General features: G+C 63.2%; 23 protein-coding genes. 4 read left to right on the top strand and 19 right to left on the bottom strand.

Annotated features, from left to right (window positions below):
* Position 1 precedes the first annotated feature (1 nt).
* The 4 genes from N687_RS0116765 to N687_RS0116750 form a co-directional block, all read right to left on the bottom strand.
* Positions 2-931 carry an AAA family ATPase gene (locus N687_RS0116765; protein ID WP_029422961.1) on the bottom strand — a complete coding sequence of 310 codons (930 nt, stop codon included), beginning with the start codon at positions 929-931 and terminating at the stop codon, positions 2-4.
* A 142-nt stretch (positions 932-1,073) separates the two neighbouring features.
* Positions 1,074-1,931 (bottom strand): FAD binding domain-containing protein, encoded by an 858-nt coding sequence (locus tag N687_RS0116760; protein WP_029422960.1) that lies wholly within the window; start codon positions 1,929-1,931, stop codon positions 1,074-1,076.
* Positions 1,928-4,276, bottom strand: a complete 2,349-nt coding sequence (locus N687_RS0116755) for a xanthine dehydrogenase family protein molybdopterin-binding subunit (protein ID WP_029422959.1) — start codon at positions 4,274-4,276, stop codon at positions 1,928-1,930. Before N687_RS0116755 ends, N687_RS0116760 begins: the two co-directional genes overlap by 4 nt.
* 12 nt (positions 4,277-4,288) lie before the next feature.
* A complete protein-coding gene (locus N687_RS0116750; RefSeq protein WP_035462447.1) occupies positions 4,289-4,816 on the bottom strand; it encodes a (2Fe-2S)-binding protein in 528 nt (175 codons plus the stop codon).
* Positions 4,817-5,166: 350 nt separating this feature from the next.
* Between N687_RS0116750 and moaA the strand changes: the two genes are divergently transcribed.
* Together moaA and N687_RS0116740 are read left to right on the top strand one after the other, a co-directional pair.
* Positions 5,167-6,240 carry a GTP 3',8-cyclase MoaA gene (gene moaA / locus N687_RS0116745; protein ID WP_197029315.1) on the top strand — a complete coding sequence of 358 codons (1,074 nt, stop codon included), beginning with the start codon at positions 5,167-5,169 and terminating at the stop codon, positions 6,238-6,240.
* Between the two features lie 5 nt (positions 6,241-6,245).
* Entirely contained in the window at positions 6,246-6,896 is a 651-nt protein-coding gene (locus N687_RS0116740; RefSeq protein WP_051663375.1) for a nucleotidyltransferase family protein, read from the top strand.
* A gap of 9 nt (positions 6,897-6,905) precedes the next feature.
* Here N687_RS0116740 and pstA read toward each other — a convergent pair whose 3' ends face one another.
* The 11 genes from pstA to N687_RS0116685 form a co-directional block, all read right to left on the bottom strand.
* Positions 6,906-7,754 carry a phosphate ABC transporter permease PstA gene (gene pstA, locus N687_RS0116735; protein WP_231493633.1) on the bottom strand — a complete coding sequence of 283 codons (849 nt, stop codon included), beginning with the start codon at positions 7,752-7,754 and terminating at the stop codon, positions 6,906-6,908.
* Positions 7,754-8,764 carry a phosphate ABC transporter permease subunit PstC gene (gene pstC / locus N687_RS0116730; protein WP_035462446.1) on the bottom strand — a complete coding sequence of 337 codons (1,011 nt, stop codon included), beginning with the start codon at positions 8,762-8,764 and terminating at the stop codon, positions 7,754-7,756. The genes pstA and pstC overlap by 1 nt, the downstream gene beginning before the upstream one ends.
* 21 nt (positions 8,765-8,785) lie before the next feature.
* Positions 8,786-9,910 carry a phosphate ABC transporter substrate-binding protein PstS gene (gene pstS / locus N687_RS0116725; protein WP_029422953.1) on the bottom strand — a complete coding sequence of 375 codons (1,125 nt, stop codon included), beginning with the start codon at positions 9,908-9,910 and terminating at the stop codon, positions 8,786-8,788.
* Between the two features lie 145 nt (positions 9,911-10,055).
* Entirely contained in the window at positions 10,056-10,805 is a 750-nt protein-coding gene (locus tag N687_RS0116720) for a response regulator transcription factor (RefSeq protein WP_029422952.1), read from the bottom strand.
* The gene (phoU, locus tag N687_RS0116715; RefSeq protein WP_029422951.1) at positions 10,805-11,461 is read right to left on the bottom strand and encodes a phosphate signaling complex protein PhoU; all 657 of its coding nucleotides are present in this window, start codon (positions 11,459-11,461) and stop codon (positions 10,805-10,807) included. The genes N687_RS0116720 and phoU overlap by 1 nt, the downstream gene beginning before the upstream one ends.
* 13 nt (positions 11,462-11,474) lie before the next feature.
* Complete coding sequence (gene pstB / locus N687_RS0116710; protein WP_029422950.1) at positions 11,475-12,227, bottom strand: phosphate ABC transporter ATP-binding protein PstB; 753 nt, start codon at positions 12,225-12,227, stop codon at positions 11,475-11,477.
* A 174-nt stretch (positions 12,228-12,401) separates the two neighbouring features.
* Positions 12,402-13,664, bottom strand: coding sequence for a two-component system histidine kinase PnpS (pnpS, locus tag N687_RS0116705; RefSeq protein ID WP_197029314.1), 1,263 nt, complete (start codon positions 13,662-13,664; stop codon positions 12,402-12,404).
* A gap of 353 nt (positions 13,665-14,017) precedes the next feature.
* Positions 14,018-15,922, bottom strand: a complete 1,905-nt coding sequence (locus N687_RS0116700; protein ID WP_081841510.1) for an alkaline phosphatase family protein — start codon at positions 15,920-15,922, stop codon at positions 14,018-14,020.
* Positions 15,923-16,104: 182 nt separating this feature from the next.
* A complete protein-coding gene (locus N687_RS0116695; RefSeq protein ID WP_029422947.1) occupies positions 16,105-16,284 on the bottom strand; it encodes a hypothetical protein in 180 nt (59 codons plus the stop codon).
* A 13-nt stretch (positions 16,285-16,297) separates the two neighbouring features.
* The gene (locus tag N687_RS22480; protein ID WP_197029313.1) at positions 16,298-17,866 is read right to left on the bottom strand and encodes a polysaccharide deacetylase family protein; all 1,569 of its coding nucleotides are present in this window, start codon (positions 17,864-17,866) and stop codon (positions 16,298-16,300) included.
* A 24-nt stretch (positions 17,867-17,890) separates the two neighbouring features.
* Positions 17,891-18,865, bottom strand: coding sequence for a hypothetical protein (locus N687_RS0116685; protein WP_029422945.1), 975 nt, complete (start codon positions 18,863-18,865; stop codon positions 17,891-17,893).
* Positions 18,866-19,120: 255 nt separating this feature from the next.
* Between N687_RS0116685 and N687_RS0116680 the strand changes: the two genes are divergently transcribed.
* A complete protein-coding gene (locus N687_RS0116680; protein ID WP_029422944.1) occupies positions 19,121-19,414 on the top strand; it encodes a hypothetical protein in 294 nt (97 codons plus the stop codon).
* Between the two features lie 46 nt (positions 19,415-19,460).
* Here the strand turns inward: N687_RS0116680 and N687_RS0116675 are convergent, their stop codons facing one another.
* Both N687_RS0116675 and pcp read right to left on the bottom strand, forming a co-directional pair.
* Complete coding sequence (locus N687_RS0116675) at positions 19,461-20,615, bottom strand: amidohydrolase (protein ID WP_029422943.1); 1,155 nt, start codon at positions 20,613-20,615, stop codon at positions 19,461-19,463.
* 110 nt (positions 20,616-20,725) lie between these two features.
* Positions 20,726-21,391, bottom strand: coding sequence for a pyroglutamyl-peptidase I (pcp, locus tag N687_RS0116670; RefSeq protein WP_029422942.1), 666 nt, complete (start codon positions 21,389-21,391; stop codon positions 20,726-20,728).
* 179 nt (positions 21,392-21,570) lie between these two features.
* Between pcp and N687_RS0116665 the strand changes: the two genes are divergently transcribed.
* Positions 21,571-21,813, top strand: coding sequence for an indolepyruvate ferredoxin oxidoreductase subunit alpha (locus tag N687_RS0116665; RefSeq protein ID WP_029422941.1), 243 nt, complete (start codon positions 21,571-21,573; stop codon positions 21,811-21,813).
* Between the two features lie 67 nt (positions 21,814-21,880).
* Here the strand turns inward: N687_RS0116665 and N687_RS0116660 are convergent, their stop codons facing one another.
* Positions 21,881-22,081, bottom strand: coding sequence for a CDGSH iron-sulfur domain-containing protein (locus N687_RS0116660; RefSeq protein ID WP_029422940.1), 201 nt, complete (start codon positions 22,079-22,081; stop codon positions 21,881-21,883).
* A gap of 157 nt (positions 22,082-22,238) precedes the next feature.
* Positions 22,239-23,168, bottom strand: coding sequence for a DMT family transporter (locus N687_RS0116655; RefSeq protein WP_081841725.1), 930 nt, complete (start codon positions 23,166-23,168; stop codon positions 22,239-22,241).
* Positions 23,169-23,246 lie beyond the last annotated feature (78 nt).

The following is a 23,246-nucleotide window of genomic DNA, read 5'->3' as shown; positions in this document are numbered from 1 at the left end:
GTCAGATTCCTCCCGCTTCCGCCAACAGCCGCGCCACCGGTTTTCTCCCCTGCTGCGGGGTGAGGAGGAGATCGAGATCGTCCTTGTACTTGATGAGGCAGCCGATGGTCTCTTCCACCCGGTCCGGATTCAGTTCGGAGGCGGAGAGGGCGGCGAGCGCCGCGCCCCAGTGGAGGGTCTCGGCCACGCCGGGGCGTTTCATCAACGGCTCCTGACGCAGCCGCTGCACGAAGCGGCATACCGCCTCCGCGACGTCCCGGGCCAACGAGGGCACGTGGGTGGTGAGGATGGCGTATTCCCGCTCGAAATCGGGATACTCCACCCAATGGTACAGGCATCGGCGTTTGAGGGCGTCGTGGACCTCGCGCGTCCGGTTGGAGGTGAGCAATACCAGCGGGATCTCCTCCGCCTGAATGGTCCCCAGCTCCGGAATGGTCACCTGAAACTCCCCTAATAGTTCCAGCAGGAACGCTTCGAACTCCTCGTCGCTGCGGTCCACCTCGTCGATCAGCAGGACCGGCGCCGGACCGTCCGGATCCACCGCCTGCAGGAGCGGGCGGCGAAGCAGGAACGCCGGACTGAAGATCTCCTCCTCCAATCCGGCGGCTGCCCGTTCGCCGTCGGCCGCCTGCAGGCCAGTGGCCTCGCGAACCCGGATGTGCAGCAACTGGCGCGGGTAGTTCCATTCGTACAGCGCGTGTTCCCGGTCAATGCCTTCGTAACACTGCAGGCGGACCAGCGGCCGTCCGACGGCTTTCGCCAAGGCCTTGGCCAGCTCGGTCTTGCCAACCCCTGCTTCACCTTCGAGAAACAGCGGCCGCTCCAGCGCCATGGCCAAAAACACCGCCGTCGCCAGCGCCCGGTCCGCGACGTACCCCTGATCCGCAAGGGCGGCTTGGACTGCCGTCACATCGGCAAACGGATTGTTCAGCGTCGTCACCCCTCTTCGCAGTCTGTCCGCCGGCCTCTTGGCGATCTGCGCGGTGGAAGGGGGCGGCCCCTCGACCGCCCCCTCCCCTGCACCCGTTCCGCCGTCTCCGAACGCCGGTACAATCCGGACCGGCGGCCGGCTGTCACGCCAGCGCCCGCCTCAGCGCCCGCTCGGCGATCACCGTGCACAGGTGCCGCCGGTACTCCTCCGACGCGAACGCGTCTCCGGCGATGGCCCCGTCATCCGCCGCCCGTGCGGCCGCCTCCCGCAGCGCCTCCGGTGTCGGCGCGCGCCCGGCCAGGGCGTCCTCCACCGCCTTCGCGCGGTACGCCGCGTCCGCCGCACCCGTGACGCCGACGCGGACATAGTCCACGACGCCGTCCGCGTTCACCCCGGCGGTGACCGCCACACCCGCCACCGCGTAGCCGGAGGCCGGATGCGGGAACTTCTCGTACACCCCGCGGGTGTGCCCGGGCGGCACCGGGAAGGAGACCGCCTTGAGCAGCCCGTTCTCCGGCATCGCCGTCACCAAGGGCCCGAGGAAGAACTCCTCTGCCGGGAGGACCACATCCCCGTCCGGTGTCGCCACCAACAGATCCGCCCCCAGCGACACGGCCACCGCCGGAAGGTCGGACGCCGTGTCCGCGTGGGCCAGGTTACCGCCGAGGGTGCCGCGGTTGCGCACCTGGAGATCGCCCACCTGGCGCGCCGCCTCCGCCAGCGCCGGCAGCTGCTCCCGGATGAGCGGGTGCGTGGCCAGCTCCCTGTGCGTCGTCAGCGCCCCGATCACCAACCGGTCGCCGACGCGGGCCACCCCGCGCAGCTCCGGAATACGGCTGATGTCGATCAGCTTGGGCGGCGCGCTCAGGCGCAGTTTCATCAGCGGCAGAAGGCTGTGCCCGCCCGCCAGCCACTTCGCCTCCCCGCCGGAGGCCTGCAGCAGCGAGAGCGCCTGCTCCACCGACTCCGCCCGTTCATATGCGAATGCGCTCGGAATCACGCCCGATCCCCCCCGTTTCGAATCGCCCGCCACACGCGCTCCGGCGTCAGCGGCATGTCGATGTCGCGCACCCCGAACGGTGCCAACGCGTCGATGACTGCATTGACCACCGTCGGCGTCGCGGCGATCGTCCCCGTCTCCCCGATGCCCTTGACGCCGAGCGGGGTGTGCGGAGAGGGTGTCTCGGTGAACGCCGTCTCGAACATCGGGAAAAAGCGCGCCTTGGGCATCGCGTAGTCCATGAAGGTCCCCGAGACCAGTTGGCCCTGCTCGTCGTACAGCGCGCCTTCCCACAGCGCCTGCCCGATGCCCTGGACGATGCCCCCGTGGACTTGCCCCTCTGCGATCATCGGGTTGATCACCGGTCCCGGGTCGTCCACCGCCACGTAGCGCAGGATCTTCACCTCACCCGTGTCCGGCAGCACCTCCACGACGCAGATGTGCGTGCCGAAGGGATAGACAAAGTTGGTCGGGTCGTAGAACGCGCTGCCCTCCAATGCCGGCTCCACGCCAGGCGGCAGATTCCAAGCCAGGTACGCCTGTAGCGCCACCTCCTGGAAGGTCACCTTGCGGCTGGGCGCCCCCTGGACGGAGAACACCCCGTCCGCGAAGGACACGTCCTCCTCCGCCACCTCCAGCATGTGGGCCGCGATCTTCTTCGCCTTTTCGATCACGCGGTCCGCCGCCACCGCCAGCGCGCTTCCGCCCACTGGCGTCGTGCGCGATCCGTACGTCCCCCACCCCATCGCGATGCGGTTCGTGTCGCCGTGGACCACCTCGACGTCCTCGACCGGCACCCCGAGTTTGGCGGAGACAATCTGGGCAAACGTCGTCTCCTCCCCCTGCCCGTGCGGGGATGTGCCCGTGAAGGCGGTCACCTTGCCGCTCGGGTGCACGCGCACCGTGGCGCTCTCCCACAGCCCCCCTTGGAAGCCCACGGCGCCCGCCACCTGGGAAGGCCCAAGGCCGCAGATCTCGACGTACGTGGTCACGCCGACCCCGAGATACCGGCCCTGCTGGCGCAGCTTCTCCTGCTTTTCCCGAAAGTCTTCGTATCCGAGCATGGCCAGCGCCTTGTCCAGCGCTTGTTCGTAATTGCCGCTGTCATACTGTAGCCCCATCGCCGTGTTGTACGGGAACTCATCGGCCCGGATGAGGTTGCGCCGCCGAACCCCCACCGGATCCATGCCGATCTCGCGGGCGAACAGGTCCACCATCCGCTCCAGGAGATAGGTGGCCTCCGGGCGCCCCGCCCCGCGGTAGGCGTCCGTCGGGGTGGTGTTGGTGAACACGCCGCGCACGTCCACCCCTGCGTACGGGATGCGGTACGGCCCGGGGACAATGAGCCCGAACAGGATGGTGGGCACGCCAGGTGCCGCCGTCGACAGGTACGCCCCCATGTTGGCGACGTTCCGCACGCGGATGGCGGTCAACGTGCCGTCTCGCGTCCCGGCCAGCTCCACATCGAGCACCATGTCCCGCCCGTGGGTGGTGGCCATGAAGTTCTCCCGCCGGTCCTCCGTCCATTTGACCGGGCGCCCGAGCTGCAGAGACGCGAAGCCGACCAGCGCTTCGTCCGGGTAACAGGCGATCTTGGCGCCGAACCCGCCGCCGACGTCCACCGCAACCACGCGCAGCTTGTGCTCCGGGATCCCGAGGATGCCGGAGAGCAGAAGGCGATGGATGTGCGGGTTCTGCGAGGTCAGCCACATCGTCAGCTCGCCCGTCGAGGCGTTGTAGTCGGCCACGGCGCTGCGCGGCTCCATCGGGTTCGGGATCAGGCGCTGCTGGCGGAACCGCTGCCGGACGACGACCTCAGCCTGGGTGAACACCTCGTCCGTCGCATTGCCCGCCTTCCAGTGGAACGCGAGGTTCCCCGGCGCGTCGTCATGCACCAGCGGCGCCCCGTCCTCCAGGGCCTGCTCCTGGTCGACGACCGCTGGCAGGATCTCGTACTCGACGCGGATGAGATCGATCGCGTCCCGCGCCGCGTATCGGTCCTCGGCCACCACCATCGCCACGCCGTCGCCCACGTAGCGGACCTTGTCCACCGCGAGGGCCGGGTGGGCCGTCGTGCGAATGCCGGAATCCGGAGGCAGCCACGCCGTCGGGATCAGGCCCATCTTCCCGGCGAGGTCCTGGCCGGTGAATACCGCCACCACGCCGCTGGCCGCTCTCGCGGCGCTGACGTCGATCCGCTTGATGCGCGCATGCGCGTGCGGACTGCGCAGGATGCTCGCGTACAGCATCCCCGGCAGCTGCACGTCGTCCGTGTAACGGCCGCGCCCGGTGATGAGGCGCGCGTCCTCCCGCCGTTTGACCGCCGCTCCAAACACACTCGCCATCGTCTTCCCTCCTCACGCGCCGCCGCCCGTGGCGGCCACCTGTTCGCCCGGCTCTCCTTCGGACGCCAGCTGTTGTGCCGCGTACTGCACCGCGCGGACGATGTTCTGATAGCCCGTGCACCGGCACAGGACCCCTTCCAAACCTTCCCGGATCTCCTCCTCGGTGGGGTTGGGGTTCTGCTTCAGCAGCGCTACCGCGGCCATCATGACACCCGGTGTGCAGAAGCCGCACTGCAGGCCATGCTTCTCCCAGAACCCAGCCTGCACGGGGTGCAATGCCTCCAGCGTGCCGAGCCCCTCCACGGTGGTCACCTCGGCGCCGTACGCCTGCACCGCCAGGACGGTGCACGACTTGACCGCATCGCCATTCAACAACACGGTGCACGCTCCGCACTGGCTGGTATCGCAGCCGATGTGCGTACCCGTCAGGCCGAGCTCGTCACGCAGAAAATGCACCAACAGGGTCCTCGGCTCCACCTCCGCCGTGCGCTGGACACCGTTGACCGTGAGGGTCACCGTCACTTTGCTGTGTTTCACCATCCATCCACCTCCAGAGCGTGCGCTTCCCATGTCTGCGAGCCGCCGCGCGGCTCGCGGCCCACCGGTATTCTTTGAAATCGCTTCCTCAATCCTCGGCCGCACCCCTCCCCCTGGCACGCAGGCGCCATCGACGTGGACAAGAAGATTTAGTACATTCAGAGTAACACAATCGGTTGAAAAATGGAAATGTCCGGCCCTTCCCGATGTCTAACCTATGGTTGTCGTCACGAAATATGACGAGGATGGCCCAGGGAGCTGCGAGGCGGTATACTGAAGGCAGGACGCGCTGGAGAAGCCGGCATGAACGGCCTCCGCTCACCCAGTGTCCACCGACCGGAGGGATGAAGAAGATGGACGAGAACCGCTCCGGAACCCATGCGGCAGCCCCCGGCGCCCCGCAGAGCGCGGCGAGCGCCGTCGTCCAAGACCAACTGCGAAGGCCGCTTCGTGACCTGCGCATTTCGGTGACCGACCGCTGCAATTTCCGCTGCACCTACTGCATGCCCAAAGAGGTGTTCGGTCCGAATTTCGCCTTTTTGCCGCACGAGCAGTTGTTGACCTTTGAAGAGATCGCACGCCTGGCGCGGGTGTTCGTCCGCGCCGGTGTGCGAAAACTCAGGCTGACCGGGGGTGAACCCCTGTTGCGCCGCGACATCGAGCGCCTCATCGCCATGCTCGCCGCCATTGAGGGCGTCGAGGACCTGGCGTTGACGACCAACGGATCGTTACTCACCCCGAAGAAAGCGGTTGCGCTCAAGGAGGCAGGTCTGCGCCGCATTACGGTGAGCCTCGACTCGCTGCGCGACGAGGTATTCATGGCACTCAATGACGTGCATTTTCCCGTGCGCAAGGTGCTCGACGCCATCGAGGCCGCCGCGGGGGCGGGACTCGCGCCGGTGAAAGTGAACATGGTCGTCAAGCGGGGCGTCAACGAGGACGACGTGGTGGAGATGGCCCGTCACTTTCGCGGCACGGGACACGTGTTGCGCTTCATCGAGTATATGGACGTGGGCAACAGCAACGGATGGCGGATGGACGACGTGGTGCCGGCCGCCGAAATCCTCCGCCGTATTCACGCCGAGTGGCCCATCGAACCGGTTCCTCCGGAGCATCCGGGTGAAGTCGCCACGCGCTTTCGGTACCAGGACGGGCAGGGGGAGATCGGCGTGATTGCGTCGGTCACGCAGGCGTTCTGCGGGACGTGCAACCGTGCCCGCCTGTCGGCGGACGGACGGCTTTTCACCTGCCTGTTCGCGGGGCGGGGACATGACCTCCGAGCCCTGCTGCGCAGCGGGGCGACGGACGACGAGCTGTTCGACGCCATCACCGGCCTGTGGCGCCGGCGCGACGACCGGTATTCGGAACTCCGCAGCCAGGCGACGCCCAAACGGCCGAAGGTCGAAATGTCTTTCATCGGGGGATGAAGAGCATGGGTGGCAAAAATCCCTTCATGCCCCCCATCGCCGGCATCGTGCTGGCAGCCGGGGCATCCTCACGCATGGGACAACCCAAGCAGTTGCTGCGCTTGGGCGGCCGGCCGCTGGTGCGAATCGCAGCGCAGACCGCCGTGCAGGGCGGAGTGTCGCCGGTCGTGGTGGTGACCGGCAGCCAGCACGCAGAGGTCAGCAGCGCCCTGAGCGGTTTGCCGGTGTCTGTTGTGCACAACCCCGACTACCTGTGCGGGATGGCGTCCTCGCTGCGCCTGGGCGTTGCTGCGCTGCCCGCTGGGACGGAGGCCGCCATGATCCTGTTGGGCGATCAACCGCTCCTCCCCCCGTCCCTCGTGCGGGCACTGGCGGAAGCGTTTTGGGCGGCGTGGTCGGCTGGATCCCTTCCCTTGCCGATTGTCCGCCCTCGCTATGACGGCACTCCCGGCCATCCGGTGCTGTTTCCGGCCGACCTGTTCCAGGAACTGATGCAGATCGAGGGCGACCAGGGCGCCCGCGGCGTCCTTCAGCGCCATCCGGCACGCGTTCACTGGGTCGACGCCGAGAATCCCTTGTGGGCACTGGACGCGGACACGCCCGCCGACTGGCGGCGAATCGAAGAGGCCTACGGCACGATGGGGCGACGCCGGTGACGTCGCCCCTTATTTTTCCGCCACCGTGGCGCGTTTCACCAGGACCCGCACCACCACGTGGATGAGGAGAATGATCACCAACAGGATGAACGCGGCGCTGTAAGCCAGTGCATGCGCTTCGGGATACGGCTGATCGATATAGGTCCACACCACGTATGTCAAATACCCGACCTGGTGCCCGGTCAGGTGCCACGTGGGATTCAGGGAGGACCATCCCGCCGTATACAGCAACGGTGCCGTTTCCCCCATGCCGATGGCAACGGCCATCAGTACGCCGGTCGCAATTCCGCCGGCTGCCGGTCTCCAAACCACCCGGGAGATCGCCTGGAACCTGGTCATCCCGAGCGCCCACGCCCCTTCCCGTTGAGCGAGCGGGACCTGTTGCAAACTGGATTCCGTGGTCCGCAGGATATACGGCAGCATGATGATGGTCAGGGCAATGCCGCCCGCCAGAGCGGAGAACCCCCAGCCCCAGTTGAGCACCATCAGCAGGTACCCGAAGTAGCCAATGACGATGGACGGAACCCCGGAGAGCACTTCGGTCAAAAATCGAATCACGCTGGCGACCTTGGTGTGCGCAAACTCAGAGACGTACACGCCCCCCAGGATTCCCAGCGGCGCCGCGATGATGGTCGAAATGAGGATCAGTTCAAAGGTGCCCAGGATGGCGTTTTGCAGGCCCCCCGCAATACCGTGCGTCACCGTGGTCAACATATCCCATCGGAACGACGTGATGCCTTTGGAGAGCACGGTCCAGAGGAGGTGCAACAGCCCAAACAGGACGAGTGCCGTGCCGAACCACGCCAAACCCCATCCGAGGTTCGATCTCCACTTGCGCACCTTGCTGCGGATCGTCATCACGCCTTCACCCCCACACCGGCCCGTCGTGCCCCTCGGGAGCGATTCACCAACAGACGTGCGATGAGGTTGGTCAGCAACGTCAGTACCAAAAGGACAAGGGCGAGTTCGGACAGGGCGTGAACCGCCATGTGAGATGCATCGGTCATCGCGCTGTCGAGTTGATCCGCAATCACGGCGGCCATGGTGGAAATGGGGCTGTAGATGTTATGGGGCAGATAATTGATGGCACTGCCGCTGACCATGAGCACCGCCATGGTTTCCCCCATCGCGCGCCCCCATCCCAAGGCCACAGCGCCGATCATGCCTTCCTTGATATAGGGCAGGCAAATCAAGCGGACGACTTCCCAGCTCGTCATGCCCAGTGCGGTCCCGCCTTCCCGGTACAGCACGGGGACCTGCTCCAGCAGGTCTCGGGTGGTGGCCGTAATAATCGGCACAACCATCAACGCCAGCACCAGGCCGCTGGTCAAGAGCCCCAGGCCAGTGCCCACCGGGCCGCTGAAAAACGGAATGATTGCGCCAAAATGGGTCAGAAACGGCCCCAGTGAGGAAGACACCCACGGCGCAAGGACGACGATGCCCCACAGCCCAATCACGACGCTGGGAATCCCCGCGAGCAGCTCCACGACGACGGACAGGGAGGATTTCACAACCCCTCGGACCCGATACGCGAGGATCACGGCTGTCAACACCGAGATCGGTACCGCAATCAACAGCGCAATCACCGAAGACGCCAACGTCCCCACGATAAACGGCAGAGCGCCATAGGAGGCGCCGGCAGGCACCGAGACACCGTTTTTCACGGTCATCGCGCCGTACGTGCTCCCCATATCCCAGGTTACACCGGTGAGGAAGTGCCAACCCATCAGTCGAATGCTGGGTATAGACTGAACCACGACGATGCCGGTAATCACCAACAGAAACAAGATGGGGCTACTGGCACAGAGGCCAGTAGCGACCAGAAACACTTGATCCGCAATCTTGGAACGGGGGCTCACCCGTTTCATGACATCACTCCACCCAACTTATCAACCGCCGATTTTGTTGATCTGCGCCTGGCTCTTGGACTCAATCTGAGCCGGCAGTGGCAGGAAGTGCACCGGCGACAGGTATTGGTCTTTGTTGCCACCGTTCGGATCGATGGCCCAGTTCAAGAACTTCTTGAGTGCCGCTGCCATGTCGGCCGGCTGTTTTGTGTTCACAATCGCGTACTCAAAGTTGATGATGGGATACGACTTGGCGCCCGGCTCGTCGATGAGGGATACCCGCTCGTCGTCCGGCACGTTGCTCACCCCGGCCTGTGCCGCGGCCTGAATGTTCTCCTGCGTAGGCAGCACAAAGTTCCCATCCTTGTTCTTCAGTGCGGCGTAGCCCAGGCCTTGCTGAGTCGCCTTGTCCAGCCAACTGATGCCCACATAGCCGATGCTGTACTTGTTGCTGGCGAGTGCGTGAACGACGCCGTCGTTGCCCTTGGCGCCGATGCCGCCCGCAACGGCCGGCCAGGACACCGTGGTACCGTAGCCAACCGTGTTTTTCCAGTCCGCGCTGGTATCCGACAGATACTGCGTGAACAGGAACGTGTCGCCGCTACCATCCGAGCGGTGCACCGGAATGATTTGCTGGTGCGGCAGTTTCACACCCGGGTTCAGGCTGGTGATGGCCGCGTCATCCCAGAACTTGACCTTTCCCGAAAAGATGTTCGCGAGTACGTCGCCGCTCAGTTTCAGGTGCTGGTCCCCCGTCAAGCCCGGGACGTTGTACATGACTTGCTGCGCAGAAATGGCCAGCGGAATATTCACCATGGACGGGTTCTGCTGCATCTGGGCGTCGGACAGGTACGCATCCGAAGCGCCGATTTGCACCGTTCCGGCGATGGCTTGCGCAATCCCCGTTCCGCTCCCGGTTGAGGCGGCCGTGATGCTGACGTTGGGATCGACCGACTTGTACGCTTCAATCCATTGGCCGTTGAACAGCGGATACAGCAAGGACGAACCCGTCTCATTGATGGTGATCGGTGCCGACGTCGCTCCGCCCGTCGTGTTCTGCGCTGCGTTGCCTGTGTTGGCCGTATTGTTGGTGGCCGCTCCACAGCCCGCGGTGGCAATGACCGCCGACAACGCCAAGGCTACACCGGCCAATCGAGACTTCAACATCTCTCCACATCCTCCCTACCCTCTCGGGCTTTCTCTTTTCACTTCAAGGGCCCTTGCAGAATTCAGCGTATCAGGACGAGTTGAATTCACGGTGAAGCCCTCTTTAAGGCTTTGTAAAGATTCGCCCGTCCATTCAATTCAGGGCCTATGATTCACGGCGGGACCTGGACCCGCCTGTGAACCGGTAACCGACGCCGCGCACGGTTCGAATATAGATGGGTTGCTTGGGATTGGGCTCGATTTTGTCGCGAAGGTGAGAAATGTGCACGTCCACAATACGGGTATCCGGCGTGTAGGCGTATCCCCACACCTGCTGCAGCAGTTGCTCTCGCGCCAACACATGGTCCTGATGAAGGATCAAATAGCGCAGCAAATCGAACTCCTTGGGCGTGAGATCCACCGGCCGGCCGGCAACCGTCACCTCGTGACGCGACACACACAGGACGATGTCGCCCGCGGAAACACAATCGTCTGTCAGGCTGGCATCCGGCGCATCTTCCCGCCGGTCCTCAACGCGGCGCAGTACAGCGCGAGCCCGCGCCACCAGTTCGCGCGGGCTGAACGGTTTGGTCACGTAATCGTCCGCGCCCAGTTCAAGACCGAGGACGCGGTCCAATTCGTCATCTCTCGCCGTCAACAGGATGATGGGCGTCCACACGTGCTCCTGGCGCAGGTGTTTGCACACCTCCATACCGTCCATGCCGGGCAAACTGATGTCCAGGATCGCGATGGCCAAGGTCCCATCATCCGTCCTCATCCGTTCGTACGCGTCGCGCCCATTGCCCATGATTTCCGTTTCGAACCCCGCGCGCCGAAAGTTGTAGGCCACCAGTTTTTGAATCGATTCCTCATCATCCACAATCAAAACCGTGGGTGGCTTACATGCCGCGTCCATCAATTCAGGTCAGACCTTTCGCCAGACACGATGTAGATGACGCTCTCTCCGATGTTCGTCGCGTGATCCCCAATCCGCTCCAAATAGCGGCCGACAAACGCCAGCGACATCGCCTGGGATACCACGTCCGGCTTTTCCGCACTCAGGGTGAACAGCTCTTCGACCACCTTCCGGTAGATGTGGTCGATCTCGTCGTCCTGCTCGGCCAGCTTTCGGGCCAACGTGACGTTACCCTGCACATACGCTTGGAGTGCGTCGGACACCATTTGATCACACAGCTGCGCCATGCGCGGGATATCGATCAGCGGCTTGATGAGCTGTTGGCCCTGCAGTCGGACGGCGGTCTTGGCCACGTCCACCGCCAGGTCCCCCATGCGCTCCAAATCCCCCGCAATCCTCATCCCCGCCACGATCTTGCGCAGGTCGCCGGCCACAGGCTGCTGCGTCGCAATCAGCCGAACGCACAAGTCCACAATCTCGTTTTCTTGAAGGTTGATGTCCCGATCTCCATCGACCACTCGCTGGCCTTTGACGGGATCCAGCGTCTTCAGGGCATCCATGGCGCCCCGCACGGCTTGCTGCACTTGCTCGCCCATCTCGAGCAGTTTCAACTGGAGTTGACTCAGCGCGACGTCGAAAGCCTGACGTTTCTGCATGGGGATGTCCTCCTTATCCAAACCGTCCTGTGACGTAGTCTTCCGTCCGCTTGTCGGACGGCTTGGTGAATATGGTGGCGGTATCGGCGTATTCAATCAGCTCCCCGTTGAGAAAGAACGCCGTTTTATCCGCGACCCGGGCGGCTTGCTGCATGTTGTGGGTGACGATCACGATCGTGTACGACGACTTGAGCTCCTGCACCAGCTCCTCGACGCGCAAGGTCGAACCCGGGTCGAGCGCCGAGGTGGGTTCATCCATCAGCAAGACTTCCGGCTCAATCGCCAAGGCGCGCGCGATGCACAGGCGTTGTTGCTGACCGCCGGACAGTGCGGTCGCAGGCTCCCGCAAGCGGTCTTTCACTTCGTCCCACAGCGCGGCCATCCGAAGGCTTTTCTCCACGCGTTCGATGATTTCCGCCTTGCTCCGCACTCCGCCGAGCCGCAAGCCCAGCGCCACGTTTTCGAAAATCGACATGGTGGGGAAAGGATTTGCCTTCTGAAACACCATGCCGACCACTCGCCGCACGTCAACCGGATCCATGCTGTACAGATCTTCGTCCCCGAGTTTGATGCTGCCAGTGACCCTGCCGTGCGGCACGGTCTCGTGCAGGCGATTCAGACACCGAATGAAGGTGGACTTCCCGCATCCGGACGGACCGATGATGGCGGTCGCCCGATTGGCCTCCAGTTCCATGGTGATGCCCTTGAGTGTCAAGTGATCCCCGTACCATGCACGAAGGTTCTCTACCGATATGGATTTGCTCATTCTGAAACCACGTCCTCGGCGTTAAGATCGAATCCGGTTTACAGGGAGGGTTGCCCCAAACTCCCTGCGAGGATTCCACTCGGTGGACATGATAGCGGAGATCTGTAAAGGACGTATAAAGGAAATGTAAACGTCGTCTAAACCTGTTGCGCGCTTCGTATTGCGCCTCCAACGCTATGGCGCGACCAAACGGTCGGACGCCGTATCCTTGGGCGCCGTATCCTTGCACCGCAGCAACGTGAACCAGAAGTCGCTGCCAAAACCCACACGACTGTTGACGCCAACCTCTCCGCCGTACGAGGTGACGATGTGCTTTACAATCGCCAGTCCGAGACCCGTTCCGCCACTGGCACGGCTGCGGTCGGGGTTCACCCGATAGAATCGTTCAAATACCCGATTCTGTTCCTCTTCCGGTATGCCGATACCGGTGTCGACCACATGTACCTTGACCCGGTCGGGATACGTTTCCCACGTGACCGAAATGCACCCACCGGGCGGCGTGTAACGCATCGCATTGGTGAGCAGGTTGAGCATCACCTGCAGGAGTTTGTCCTCGTCCCCACACACGGTGACGTCATCCTCTGACTGTACCTGCAATGTCAGATTACGTACTTTCAGTTGGGCTTGAAGGCGGTCCACGGCCATCTCCACGACGCCAGAGAGTTGTACGGGGCGCCATTCAAGATGAATTTCTTGTGTCTCCAGCTTGGACAGCGTCAACAGGTCCTCCACCAGGCGGTTCATACGCAGTGACTCTTGGTAAATGATCTGTAAAAACGAATCCCGGGTGGACTCGTCCACGTCCTCGCCCACGAGCGTTTCCGCGTAGCCCCGGATGGCGGTAATGGGTGTTCTCAACTCATGCGAGACATTCGCGATAAAATCGCTGCGCATCCGGACAAGTCGATGCCATTGCGTCACATCGTTGCAAAGGACCAGAACATGGAAGCCCTCCTGCCGATTGCTCCGAGATTCACCGGTGCCTTCGAGTCGGATGACGTGAAAATCCACGATGATATCTCCCGGAAGCCGAATTTCATTCTGCCAAGGCGAACCGAGCAACAGCGTCCGGTAGATGGCGGCATTCAAGGCGTAATCAGGGAATATCTCCCAGTACGGCCGACCCCGGGCCTCGTCTGCGTCCTTTCGCAGAATGCGTGCCGCCATGGGATTCATCATTTGAACGTTCCCGGACGCGTCGACGTACACCACCCCCGTCGTCATGGCATTCAGAACGTACCGCAAGAGCCGCTGCTCCTCAGACTGGCGGTTCACTTGATCCTCGAGGGCGCTCAGCATGTCATTCAACATCTGCGAGAAATCTGGCTGGACTTCCCCCGCGTAGCTGAGAACCCGAGCCTGCAAATCCCCGTGTCGGACGCGAGTGACCACGTCGCGGACGTGTTCCCAAAACACCCGGTTCCGTCGTGCTCTCATACCCCAATACGCCAGCATCCCACTGGCCGCCGTCAACAACCCGAGCGCAAACCCCACCGGTCCATTGCCCATCAAAGGAAATCAGACCCTTCTCCCGACAGATCCAGGTGACGCTCTCCTCCACGATCACCGGATACAAATACCCCTTCTTGGAAGACATCATAACGGAGGTATGTGAAATTCTGTAAAACGCGGTGTAAACACGATGTAAAGAGCGCATGAACGCGTCGTTCACGAACAGAAATCCGCAGCTTGTGTGATAAATCCCCGACGACACGAGGCGTCGTCGGGGATTCACCCTGAAGGAGCCCACGCAACCGTACCCAGTGAGCTTCGGGAGCCCGATGAGATCTTTACTGACCTGCTGGCTCAGCATAACCTTGCAGCAGACCATCCGCCTTCACTCCAAGCGCGTCGGCCAGTTTGTCCACCGGCAAGAACAGAGCACCCTTTACAGACGTCATACCGGCGCCCAGGTCCAACGTCCGGCCGTCGACGGTCACTGTCCTGCCGTGAAACGGAACGATCACCCGATGCCCGTCGTACGTGAACCAGCCTTCCCCTTTATTTTGATACAGGTCTGTGTTGAGCACTTCCGCCAAGTGGCTGAGCGCCATGTACGGCTGCCCACCCTTTACAAAGGGTGCAGAAGTGGGGCTGACCGGTTCGCCCGTATTGGGATCGAGAAACAGCGGGCTGTTGGAAGGACCGTGCGTAAAATCGAACATGTTGAGCAAAGAACCCGCGATGGCATCGTACGAGGAATCGCCGATGCGGCCCAGGTTCCAGTTGTCTTCGATAAAGCGAAGAATGGACGTCTGGTCGGTGAGCGTGTGATCGACGAAGTTGCGCTTCGCCCATGGCGAGATCACCAACAGCGGCTGGCGCGGACCATAGCCGAGCCGGTCTAAGTACGAGCCCAGCGAGGGGGTCCCTGCCTGACCAGGACCGAGCAGGGCGTCTGCCGCCGGATCGTTCGATCCATTGACAATCGGCGGCATCACGTGATCGTACCAGCCGTCTGAATCGTCGTAAGCGATGATGACAGCAGTGCTCTTCCATTCCGGCGTCTTCTGCAGCTTGTTGAGGGTATCCACGAGGAACCTCTGCTCATCCAGCGGCCCCGAGTACCCTGCGTGGCCGTCCTGGTACGCCGGTGCTTTGAGGAAGCTCACCGCCGGCATGTGACCGGCGTTCACGGCGGCCCAGAAGTCCATCAAGTCGTACTGGTGGTTCGCCGGGCCATCATGGCCAATTTCCGACACGGATGCAGGAGGTGTGTGGTTTGGATTTGCGGTCGAAGCGTAGTACTGGAACGGTTCGTGATGCGGGCTGTAGTCGGGTGTGGCAGGGCCCTGCTGACTCCCGTCGCCCGTCGCCTGGTGTTTGACGGACGGATCGCGAAATCCGCCTTCGAACCAACCCCAAGTCACGCCCTTCGCGTTGAGGAGGTCACCGATGTTCTTGCCCGTCATCGCGACCGTCGGGCTGGTTGCCTTGGAGGCGTTGTCGTAATAAGGGTCCTGGTCGCTGTACAAGGTGTTGTTTCGATTGAGTTTGCCCTGGATGATGACCCCGTTGGCATCAGGGGACAACGGTTTGCCCCCGCTCGCCTGCGGCGCGCTGTACGCAACGGCCCCGTGTGTCTGACCGGAAATCAGATTGAGCGCCCCCGGCGTCGAAGGGCCGAACGTGGTGCTGTACGAATTATCGTTCATGGCGAAGTGCTGCGCGTAATTCCAGAGGGCCGTCACGGTGTTGCCGTCGTAGTAGTCCATGACGATGTTCGGATCTTGGTTGGGAAACGGCCAGTCCGTACCCGCGGTGTTTTCCTTGAACTTGTCCACCAGCCCCCCGTCGTACGCCTTTTGCTCGGCGGTATAATCGTGATCCATGTCGTCCGTGATGGATTGGGAGCGATCCAAACGCTGCGGGTTGACCCCGTTTGGGTTGTGGGTGAGAAGCGGACCGGTCAGTCCGTTGACGTTCGGGGTCCCCGGAGAGGCGAAGAACTTGGGTTCCCCCGGGGGATTTTTGGCGTAGGGATAGGTGCCAAAGTAATGATCGAAGGAAACATTCTCTTGAAAGATCACTACGACATGCTGGATAGGTGTCTGGGTTTCGGGCGCAAGAACCGTCGTGTCGGGATGAAGACCGTTCGGGGGTACGGCGGCCTGGTGACTGGCCAGTGCGATGCTCCCACTGCTCAGGATGGCGGTGGCTGTTGCGGCAACGGACAGCTTCACGCGGCGCTTCATGCAATCATCCTCCTCACGATCCGTCCTCTTGTGGCACGGGGACGACGTACGCCTTCAGTCTACGATCGGAAATTGAAGATTCCGTATCGATTGCTCAAAAGCTTGGTGTAGAAGAGTTGAATTTTCGCGAGGGGAAATACGCGTGCGGTGTATGAGAGGGTGGGTGGATTTGGCGGTGGTATTCATGAGGTTGGATCCATTGCAGTCGGATCCTGTACCTTCCACCGCACCCACAGCATATTCGCCACGTACAGGGCGGCCGTCAGCCCGAGCATGGTCCGGATGCCGAACAGGGCCGAACCGACGCCGCCCAACAACGGCCCGCAAAACTGCCGAGAAACCTCCGACGTCCGCGCTGCCAAAGGGATCACCACCTCATCCAATGGCCACGAGCCTCAGGTGCTTCTTCTGCAACCCTTCGATGATGGCCGGCAGTGCTTCGACGGTGAGCCGCGTCTCGTGCATATCGTACACCCCGCCCGACGGATCGCTGTTGAGCACGTTGGCCACAATCTCGGCCGCCGATTTCGCCGCCCAATCCCTTGGATCCCGGTTCCACAGCGCAAGCGTCATATGGCTGGTCGCAAGGGCGTCTTCTGTGGCTTTATCGTACGCGCCGTATGGGGGTCTGAACAGCTTCGCCGACAAGCCGGTGGCCGACTCGATGGCGGCTTCGCACTGGGCGATCTGCCGGGCTTGTGCGGTTGCTGACAAATGGGTCAACAGCGGATGAGACATGGAATGATTGCCGATGACGTCGCCGGCCTCGACGACCGCCCGAGCACCCTCCGGCCACATGCTGATGCGATTGCCCACGAAAAAAAACGTCGCGTGGACGTGGTAACGGCTGAGAATATCGACGATCTGTTTCGTGTACTGGGAAGGGCCGTCGTCGAACGTGAGAGCGACGCAACCTTTGGGAACGCTGAACAGCGCTGCTGGAGACGGCGCCTGGCCTTTCCCTTGAGCTGGTGCCCTTGGATCCTGCGTCTCCGTAGGCGCGTTATCCGGCGATACGTCGCCCGACGATGCATCGCCTGGCGCTAACGTCACCGCCTTCCCGTGCTGGCCGCTTTCGCCCGGTACGTTCGCATCGCTCCCGGAGTCGTGCTGTCCTTCCGGCGGCGGATTCACCGTGACCGGGTTGGTCACATTTCCGGCACCCTTGTCGGAGCTGGCGTCCGCCGGCACGACACCGCCGGACTGTGCGCCAACCGTTCTATTTTCTACGGGGTGCGATAAGCCCCACAGCCGGTCCGACGAGGAAATCGCATGGACTGCCAATCCCTGAGGGACATGTGGATGGACCACGAAGGACCACAAGGCGGCGGCTGCGATCCCCGCGCCGACGACGGCCGCTGCACCCGTCCACCGGCGCCCCTCAAGTCCTGCCTGTGCGAGACCCTTCCGCCGCGGGCCGCTCACTCCGCCCCGTTGGTTCGCCTCACCGTCCCGGGGACCCGCCGGATTCCGTTCGGTGGCGTCACCCGTGGCATGGCCATCCGACTGCCCGGTGGCCGGGGGTGGTTTGCGGCCATCGGGGTTCTCCCAGACCAGGGGTGCAAGCTCATCCGCCGAAGCCACGCAGACCAACCACCGGAGATTGGAGACAAAGAGCGTGGAACAGGGGACGGAGATCTCGCTGATCCATCCATGTACGTGCACCAATACCCGTGTCTGGAGCGGTGGATCCCCCGCAGCCATCCCGCCGGTGACGGCATCTTCGGCGCTTTCATAGAAGAGCCAGACGGTCGGCCGCCGGCTCGAATGGGAATGCATGAATGGGACGACTCGCTGTCTGAAGCCGTCGTATGTAAACTGATCGATTCCCCAGCGGATGGTCCACTGCCGGCCATCCAAGGTCACCCTTACCACGAGATACGGCCCGTGCTCGTCCGCCGCGACCTGAACGAGTTCGGGCATTGCACGGCTGTCTGTACCCATGCACACCATCCCGCCTGGCTTTGCTCAGGCCTTCGCGCGGCCCACTTCTTCCTCCGGTTTGACCAGCATTGGCCGAATGGGAACGGCGGCTTGCAGGTGTTCCAGCGAGGTATCGCTCCCCAACATGCTTGAGATTTGCCGCGCAAAGTCCGCGACGCGCCGGGCAAGATTGGCATTCTCATTGCGGACCGCGTCGTACTGTGCCTGCAACTGAGTGTTTCTCACTTCCGATTCACGGAGTTGCGACTGCAATCGCTCGATTTCCCTGGTGCTGTGGGCCCTGAACCGGCCGTACTCGCCGTTCAACGCCTCGTACCTTGCCTGCAATTCGCCGATCTGTTGCTGGAGGCGCTGATACTCCTCCGCCTGTTCCCCGCGGAATTGCTGGAAGTCTTCGTAAAGTTGCTGGTACTTCAATTGGCCTTCCAACAGAAGGCGCTCCTTTTGTTCAATTTCCTGGTCCTTCTTCTCCAACTTGTGTTGGGCGACCCGGTTGTCTTCCTGCAACTCCGCGATTTTGCGTTCAGCCAACTCCAACCGCTTGCCGTACTCCAGAATGAGCTCCTTGAGCTGCCTCCTGTCCTCTAAAATCTCTGTGACCGAGTAGAAGAGTTTGCTTGCCAATTCGTCCTGGAGATGAATCGATTGCAGCATGGCGCTTTCCAGTCCCCCTTGTCCATCGTCTTCCTGAGGCGCGACCTGTTCCGCCTCCGTGTTCCCGTGCGGGGTATCCGCTCGGTCCCCGGCTTCGTCCATCGGGACGGACGGGGTCACGCCCCTTTGCCCGAGCCGTCCCGCCACGCGCGCTTGCCTGTACTCCTCCCCGCAGCTTGCCCGGATGAACAACAACCAGCGAACATGCGCAGCCCACGCCTTGTGCTCGCCATTGGTTTCGAACTCGAACTGCTGGCACGCGTCCATCACGGTGCCGCCGCGCGCGAGGTGACGCAAGACAAGCATTTTCAGCCGCTCGGTCTTCTCCGGTGTCCACGCGGACACGGCGCCGGAACTCCTCATTCCCATCACCGTCCGTTCCAAGAATTAAGAAGCTATCAGAGATACAGGGTGACCGATATACGGCAGGATTCTGTGTGACGCCTGAATGAAATCCGGTTCCCCCGATCTTGCACACAGGGCGGGCAAGTATAGTACTACAATAGTAGTATAGTTCGACAGCTTTCGACAGTTTCTTGCAATCACTTTTGATAGGGACGAGATGAAGGCTGACATGCGCCAGCCGCTGGAGGACGGACGATGCACGACTCTAAGCCTTTGCAGTCAAGGGAAATCCAGGCCATCCGGCAGCGCCACGAACAGGCGACCGCGGGTCCTTGGCAGATATGTGAGCGAAAGATAGATACGTTTCTGACCGACCGCTGCGTCGTGACGACCTGGACGGATCCCCGGTCGAAGTGGCAGGTCCCCATTGTCTACAACGCGCTCAAGCACTACTATGACAATGGGTCCTACGGTCAGGAGGAAGGTGCCATCCTGGAGGAAGCGATGGATACCTGCTGGCAATTACTGCGTGCCAGAGACGACTTCTAGCCTCTGGCCCGCAGGATCTCAAGGAGGCAAGCGTGCCACATACGCGTCACTGCGCCCGGTACACCACCACTCCGTCGATGATGGTCACCTCTACCCGGTTGCGCAGATCCAGCGGATCGCCGGACCAAATCACCACGTCCGCATCCTTGCCGGCCTCCAGAGACCCGACCCGGTCGGCGACCCCGAGGTGATGCGCGGCGTTGATGGTGACCGCCTGCCATGCCGTCCGCTCGTCGAGACCGTGGCGCACCGCGTGCACCACAGCCGTGAGCAGGTAATCGATGGCGACCACGGGGTGATCCGTGGTGATGGACACCGGAACCCCCGCGCGCGCCAGGGCCGCCACCGTGTGCCAGCCCTTGTTCGCCAGCTCCACCTTGGAACGCGCGGACATGGTCGGACCGACCGACACCCGCACGCCCGCTTCGGCGATGCGGTCCGCGATGAGATGTCCCTCCGTGCAGTGCTCAATGGTGAGGGTCACGCCGAACTCCCGTGCCAACCGCAGCACGGTCGCGATGTCGTCGGCGCGGTGCGCGTGCACCCGCAGCGGGATCTCTCCGCGCAGAACCTTGGCCAGGTTCTCCAGGCCGAGATCGCGCGTCGCCACCTGACCCTGCTCCCGCTGGCGCAGATAGTCCTGGGCTTTCATGAGCTGCTGGCGGAACAGGGCCGCGACGCCCATGCGCGTCACCGGCGCCTTGTCCTTGCCCCCGTATACCCGCTTCGGGTTCTCGCCAAACGCCGCCTTCATGCCCGACGGCGCACGCACCACCATCTCATCGACGACGCGCCCGTGCGTCTTGAGGACGGCCATCTCGCCGCCGATCACGTTGGCGCTGCCGGGCATCACCTGTACCGTCGTCACGCCGGCCCGAACGGCGTCCTGGAATCCCGTGTCAAACGGGTTGATGCCGTCGATGGCCCGCACCTCCGGCGTCACCGGACTGCTCGTCTCGTTGAAGTCGGCCCCCTCGCGGCCCACGCCCAGTTCGTGCACGCCCAGGTGGGTGTGCACGTCGATCAGCCCCGGGCTCACCCACTTTCCGCTGGCATCGATGACCTGCGCCCCCGCCGGGCGCCCGGCGCCTCGCATCACCGCCTGGACCTTCCCGCCTTCGATCACGATGTCTTGCCCGTCCACCCACTCCCCGGTGGGGCTGAGGACGCGACCGTTGGTGATGAGGATCCGATCCGCCATGCTTGTCTCCCCCTCGCTGCAAATCTGTAGCGAATTTAGTGCCGCCGCTGTGGCTGCCTCAACGACGCGACTTGCTCTTGCTGGGCCACCCGCCGATGCGATCGCGGCCGCTAGCACTCCTGCCCGGCCGTCACCGCCAGATCCGCCTCGCTGCCCGCGTCGTACGCCGCCGCGCTCACGGCGGCAACCCGCTCCAGGCCGCGGACGATGAGTTCCAGCGCCATGCTGGGCTCCGCCTTTCCGGTGACCTGCTCGGGCAGATACGGAATGTGAACAAACCCGCCGCGCACCTGTGGGTGCTCGGTGGCAATCAGGTGCATGAGTCCGTAGAAGATGTGGTTACACACGTACGTCCCGGCGGTGTTCGATACGGCGGCCGGAATGCCTGCTTCCCGCAGGGCGGTGACGATCCGCTTAATAGGCAGCTTCGTGAAGTAAGCCGCCGGCCCGCCAGGGACCACCGGCGTGTCGATGGGCTGCTGTCCGGCGTTGTCCGGGATACGGGCGTCGTTCACGTTGATGGCCACTCGCTCCGGGGTGATCTGCGTGCGCCCGCCGGCCTGCCCGACGCAGATGACCACTTGGGGCTGCACCCGCCCAATGGCCTCGCGCAATACGGCGATGGATCGGTCAAACACCGTCGGCACCTGCTGGGCGACGATGGTCCACCCGCCGTCCAGCGCGCGGCCGTCCAATCGGCGCACCGCTTCCCAGGCGGGGTTGATCGTCTCGCCGCCGAACGGATCGAATCCGGTCATCAAAACGCGCTTATCCATGGTGCGCTCTCCTCTCGCTGTTGCGTGAATGAATAGGGTTGCGAGGCGGGGCCCCGGGGCTCCCTGGCGTTGTGATACGCGTCATACCGATGCCTGCCGCCGCGTGCCACACTCAAAGTGGCGGATCTCATCCGCCGGGGGCGCATGCCCCAAAACGGAGTGGAAGAGAGGCGGTCGAGATGGCATTCGTCATCACATCCCCGTGCATCGGCGAGAAAGCCGCGGAATGCGTCGAGGTCTGCCCGGTCGACGCGATTCACGACGGCGGCGACACCTACCTCATCAACCCGGATGTGTGCATCGACTGCGGTGCTTGCGAACCGGTGTGCCCGGTGTCGGCCATCTTCCAGGAGGACTTCGTCCCGGACGAGGAGAAGGAATGGATTGCCATCAACCGGGACTTCTTCCGCAACGCCGGTTGAGCCGCGCTATGGCCGCTTGAGTCGTGCAGCAGGGGAGCGGTGTCCCTTCGGAACACCGCTCCCGGTCTCACTTCGCCCGGCACGCGTCCTGAAACCCTACGGTCTTGTGCGTGCCGTCGCAAAACGGCTTGTTGTTCGATTGTCCGCACCGGCACAGCGAGAACGACTCCTTGTGCTCGAACTCGTTGCCCTCTGCGTCGAGCAGCTTCACCGGCCCTTCCACGCGGTACGACCCGTTGTCGCGGACCCGAATGATGACCTCCGACATACGCGTCCTCCTTTGTTCCCCAGGTGATGATACGGGATGTGCGAAATGGGATGAGCGGAAACCGCCACCCCTGGACGGATACTCCCTGGCGACGGCGCACCTGGCACGATAGACAGCGGCCTGACCGCGCCCTGCCGGACCAGCGGCTGGCTGACGCCTACATGCCTGGCCCTTCGGACACAGCCTCGCCGGGCGGATGCCTTCCGCTCCGCACCCCGGTCAACAGGGCCCCGGCCAGGATCACGGCGCCGCCGGTGAGTGCTCGCACGGTGAGGCGCTCGTGCAGCAGCAGGACACCGAGGACGACGCTCCACACCGGCAGCAGGTTCATCCACGGTGCGGCGCGGCCCGCCCCGACGCGCTCCACCCCGCTCGTCCACACGAAGTACGCAGCCACCGACGCCACGGTGCTGACGTACCCCAAGGCCACCCACGCCATCGGCGTCATGTGCAGCGTCTGGCCGCGCAGCGACCAGATTCCAAAGGCGAGGCTGGGGATGGCGCCATACACGGCGGCGCCGGCGGTAACCTCAAACGGGGTGATCCGGCCGCCCCAGCGCTTCCCGAGGACGGTATACACCGCCCACGTGAAGGACGCAAGCAACAGGACCAATGGCCCTTGGCTGAGCCAGCCGCCACCGCCGCCCCCGTGCGCCGCGTCGCCCGGCGATCCGGCAACCCCCATCAAGATGGCGACACCCGCCATCGACAGGAGCACCCCGATCCACGCCGTCCAGCCGGGCCGCTCGCGCAGGGCAGCGACCCCGAGCAGGAGGATGAACATCGGCGACGTCCCGCTGATGAGACCCGCCTGCGACGCCGGGACGCTGCGCAGACCGATATAGGTCAGCGAGGAGAACAGGAACATCCCGACCAGGCCGAGGAGAAACAGTTCCCGGGCATGGCGGCGCAACCCCACCCGCCGGCGGGTCAGCCGCGCGATCGCAAGCAGGATCAGGGCCGATATCGCCCAGCGCACCCCGTTGAGGAAAAGCGCCGGCATCGCCCCCGCCAGGTACCTTCCTGCGATATAGTTTCCGCTCCATCCTAGCGTCGCCAACGCCAGGTACACAAATCCCCGGTTCATGGTCAAAAGGATATCACATTTCGAGCGACAGGGGCCGGCGAAAATTCCGGAGATGATACCTTTTCGCCACCAAAGGAA

Origin of the sequence: Alicyclobacillus macrosporangiidus CPP55 (assembly GCF_000702485.1) — a bacterium.
GTDB classification, from domain to species: Bacteria; Bacillota; Bacilli; order Alicyclobacillales; family Alicyclobacillaceae; genus Alicyclobacillus_H; species Alicyclobacillus_H macrosporangiidus_B.
Note: the sequence above shows the minus strand (reverse complement) of the source record. Positions and strands in the feature narration are given on the sequence as shown.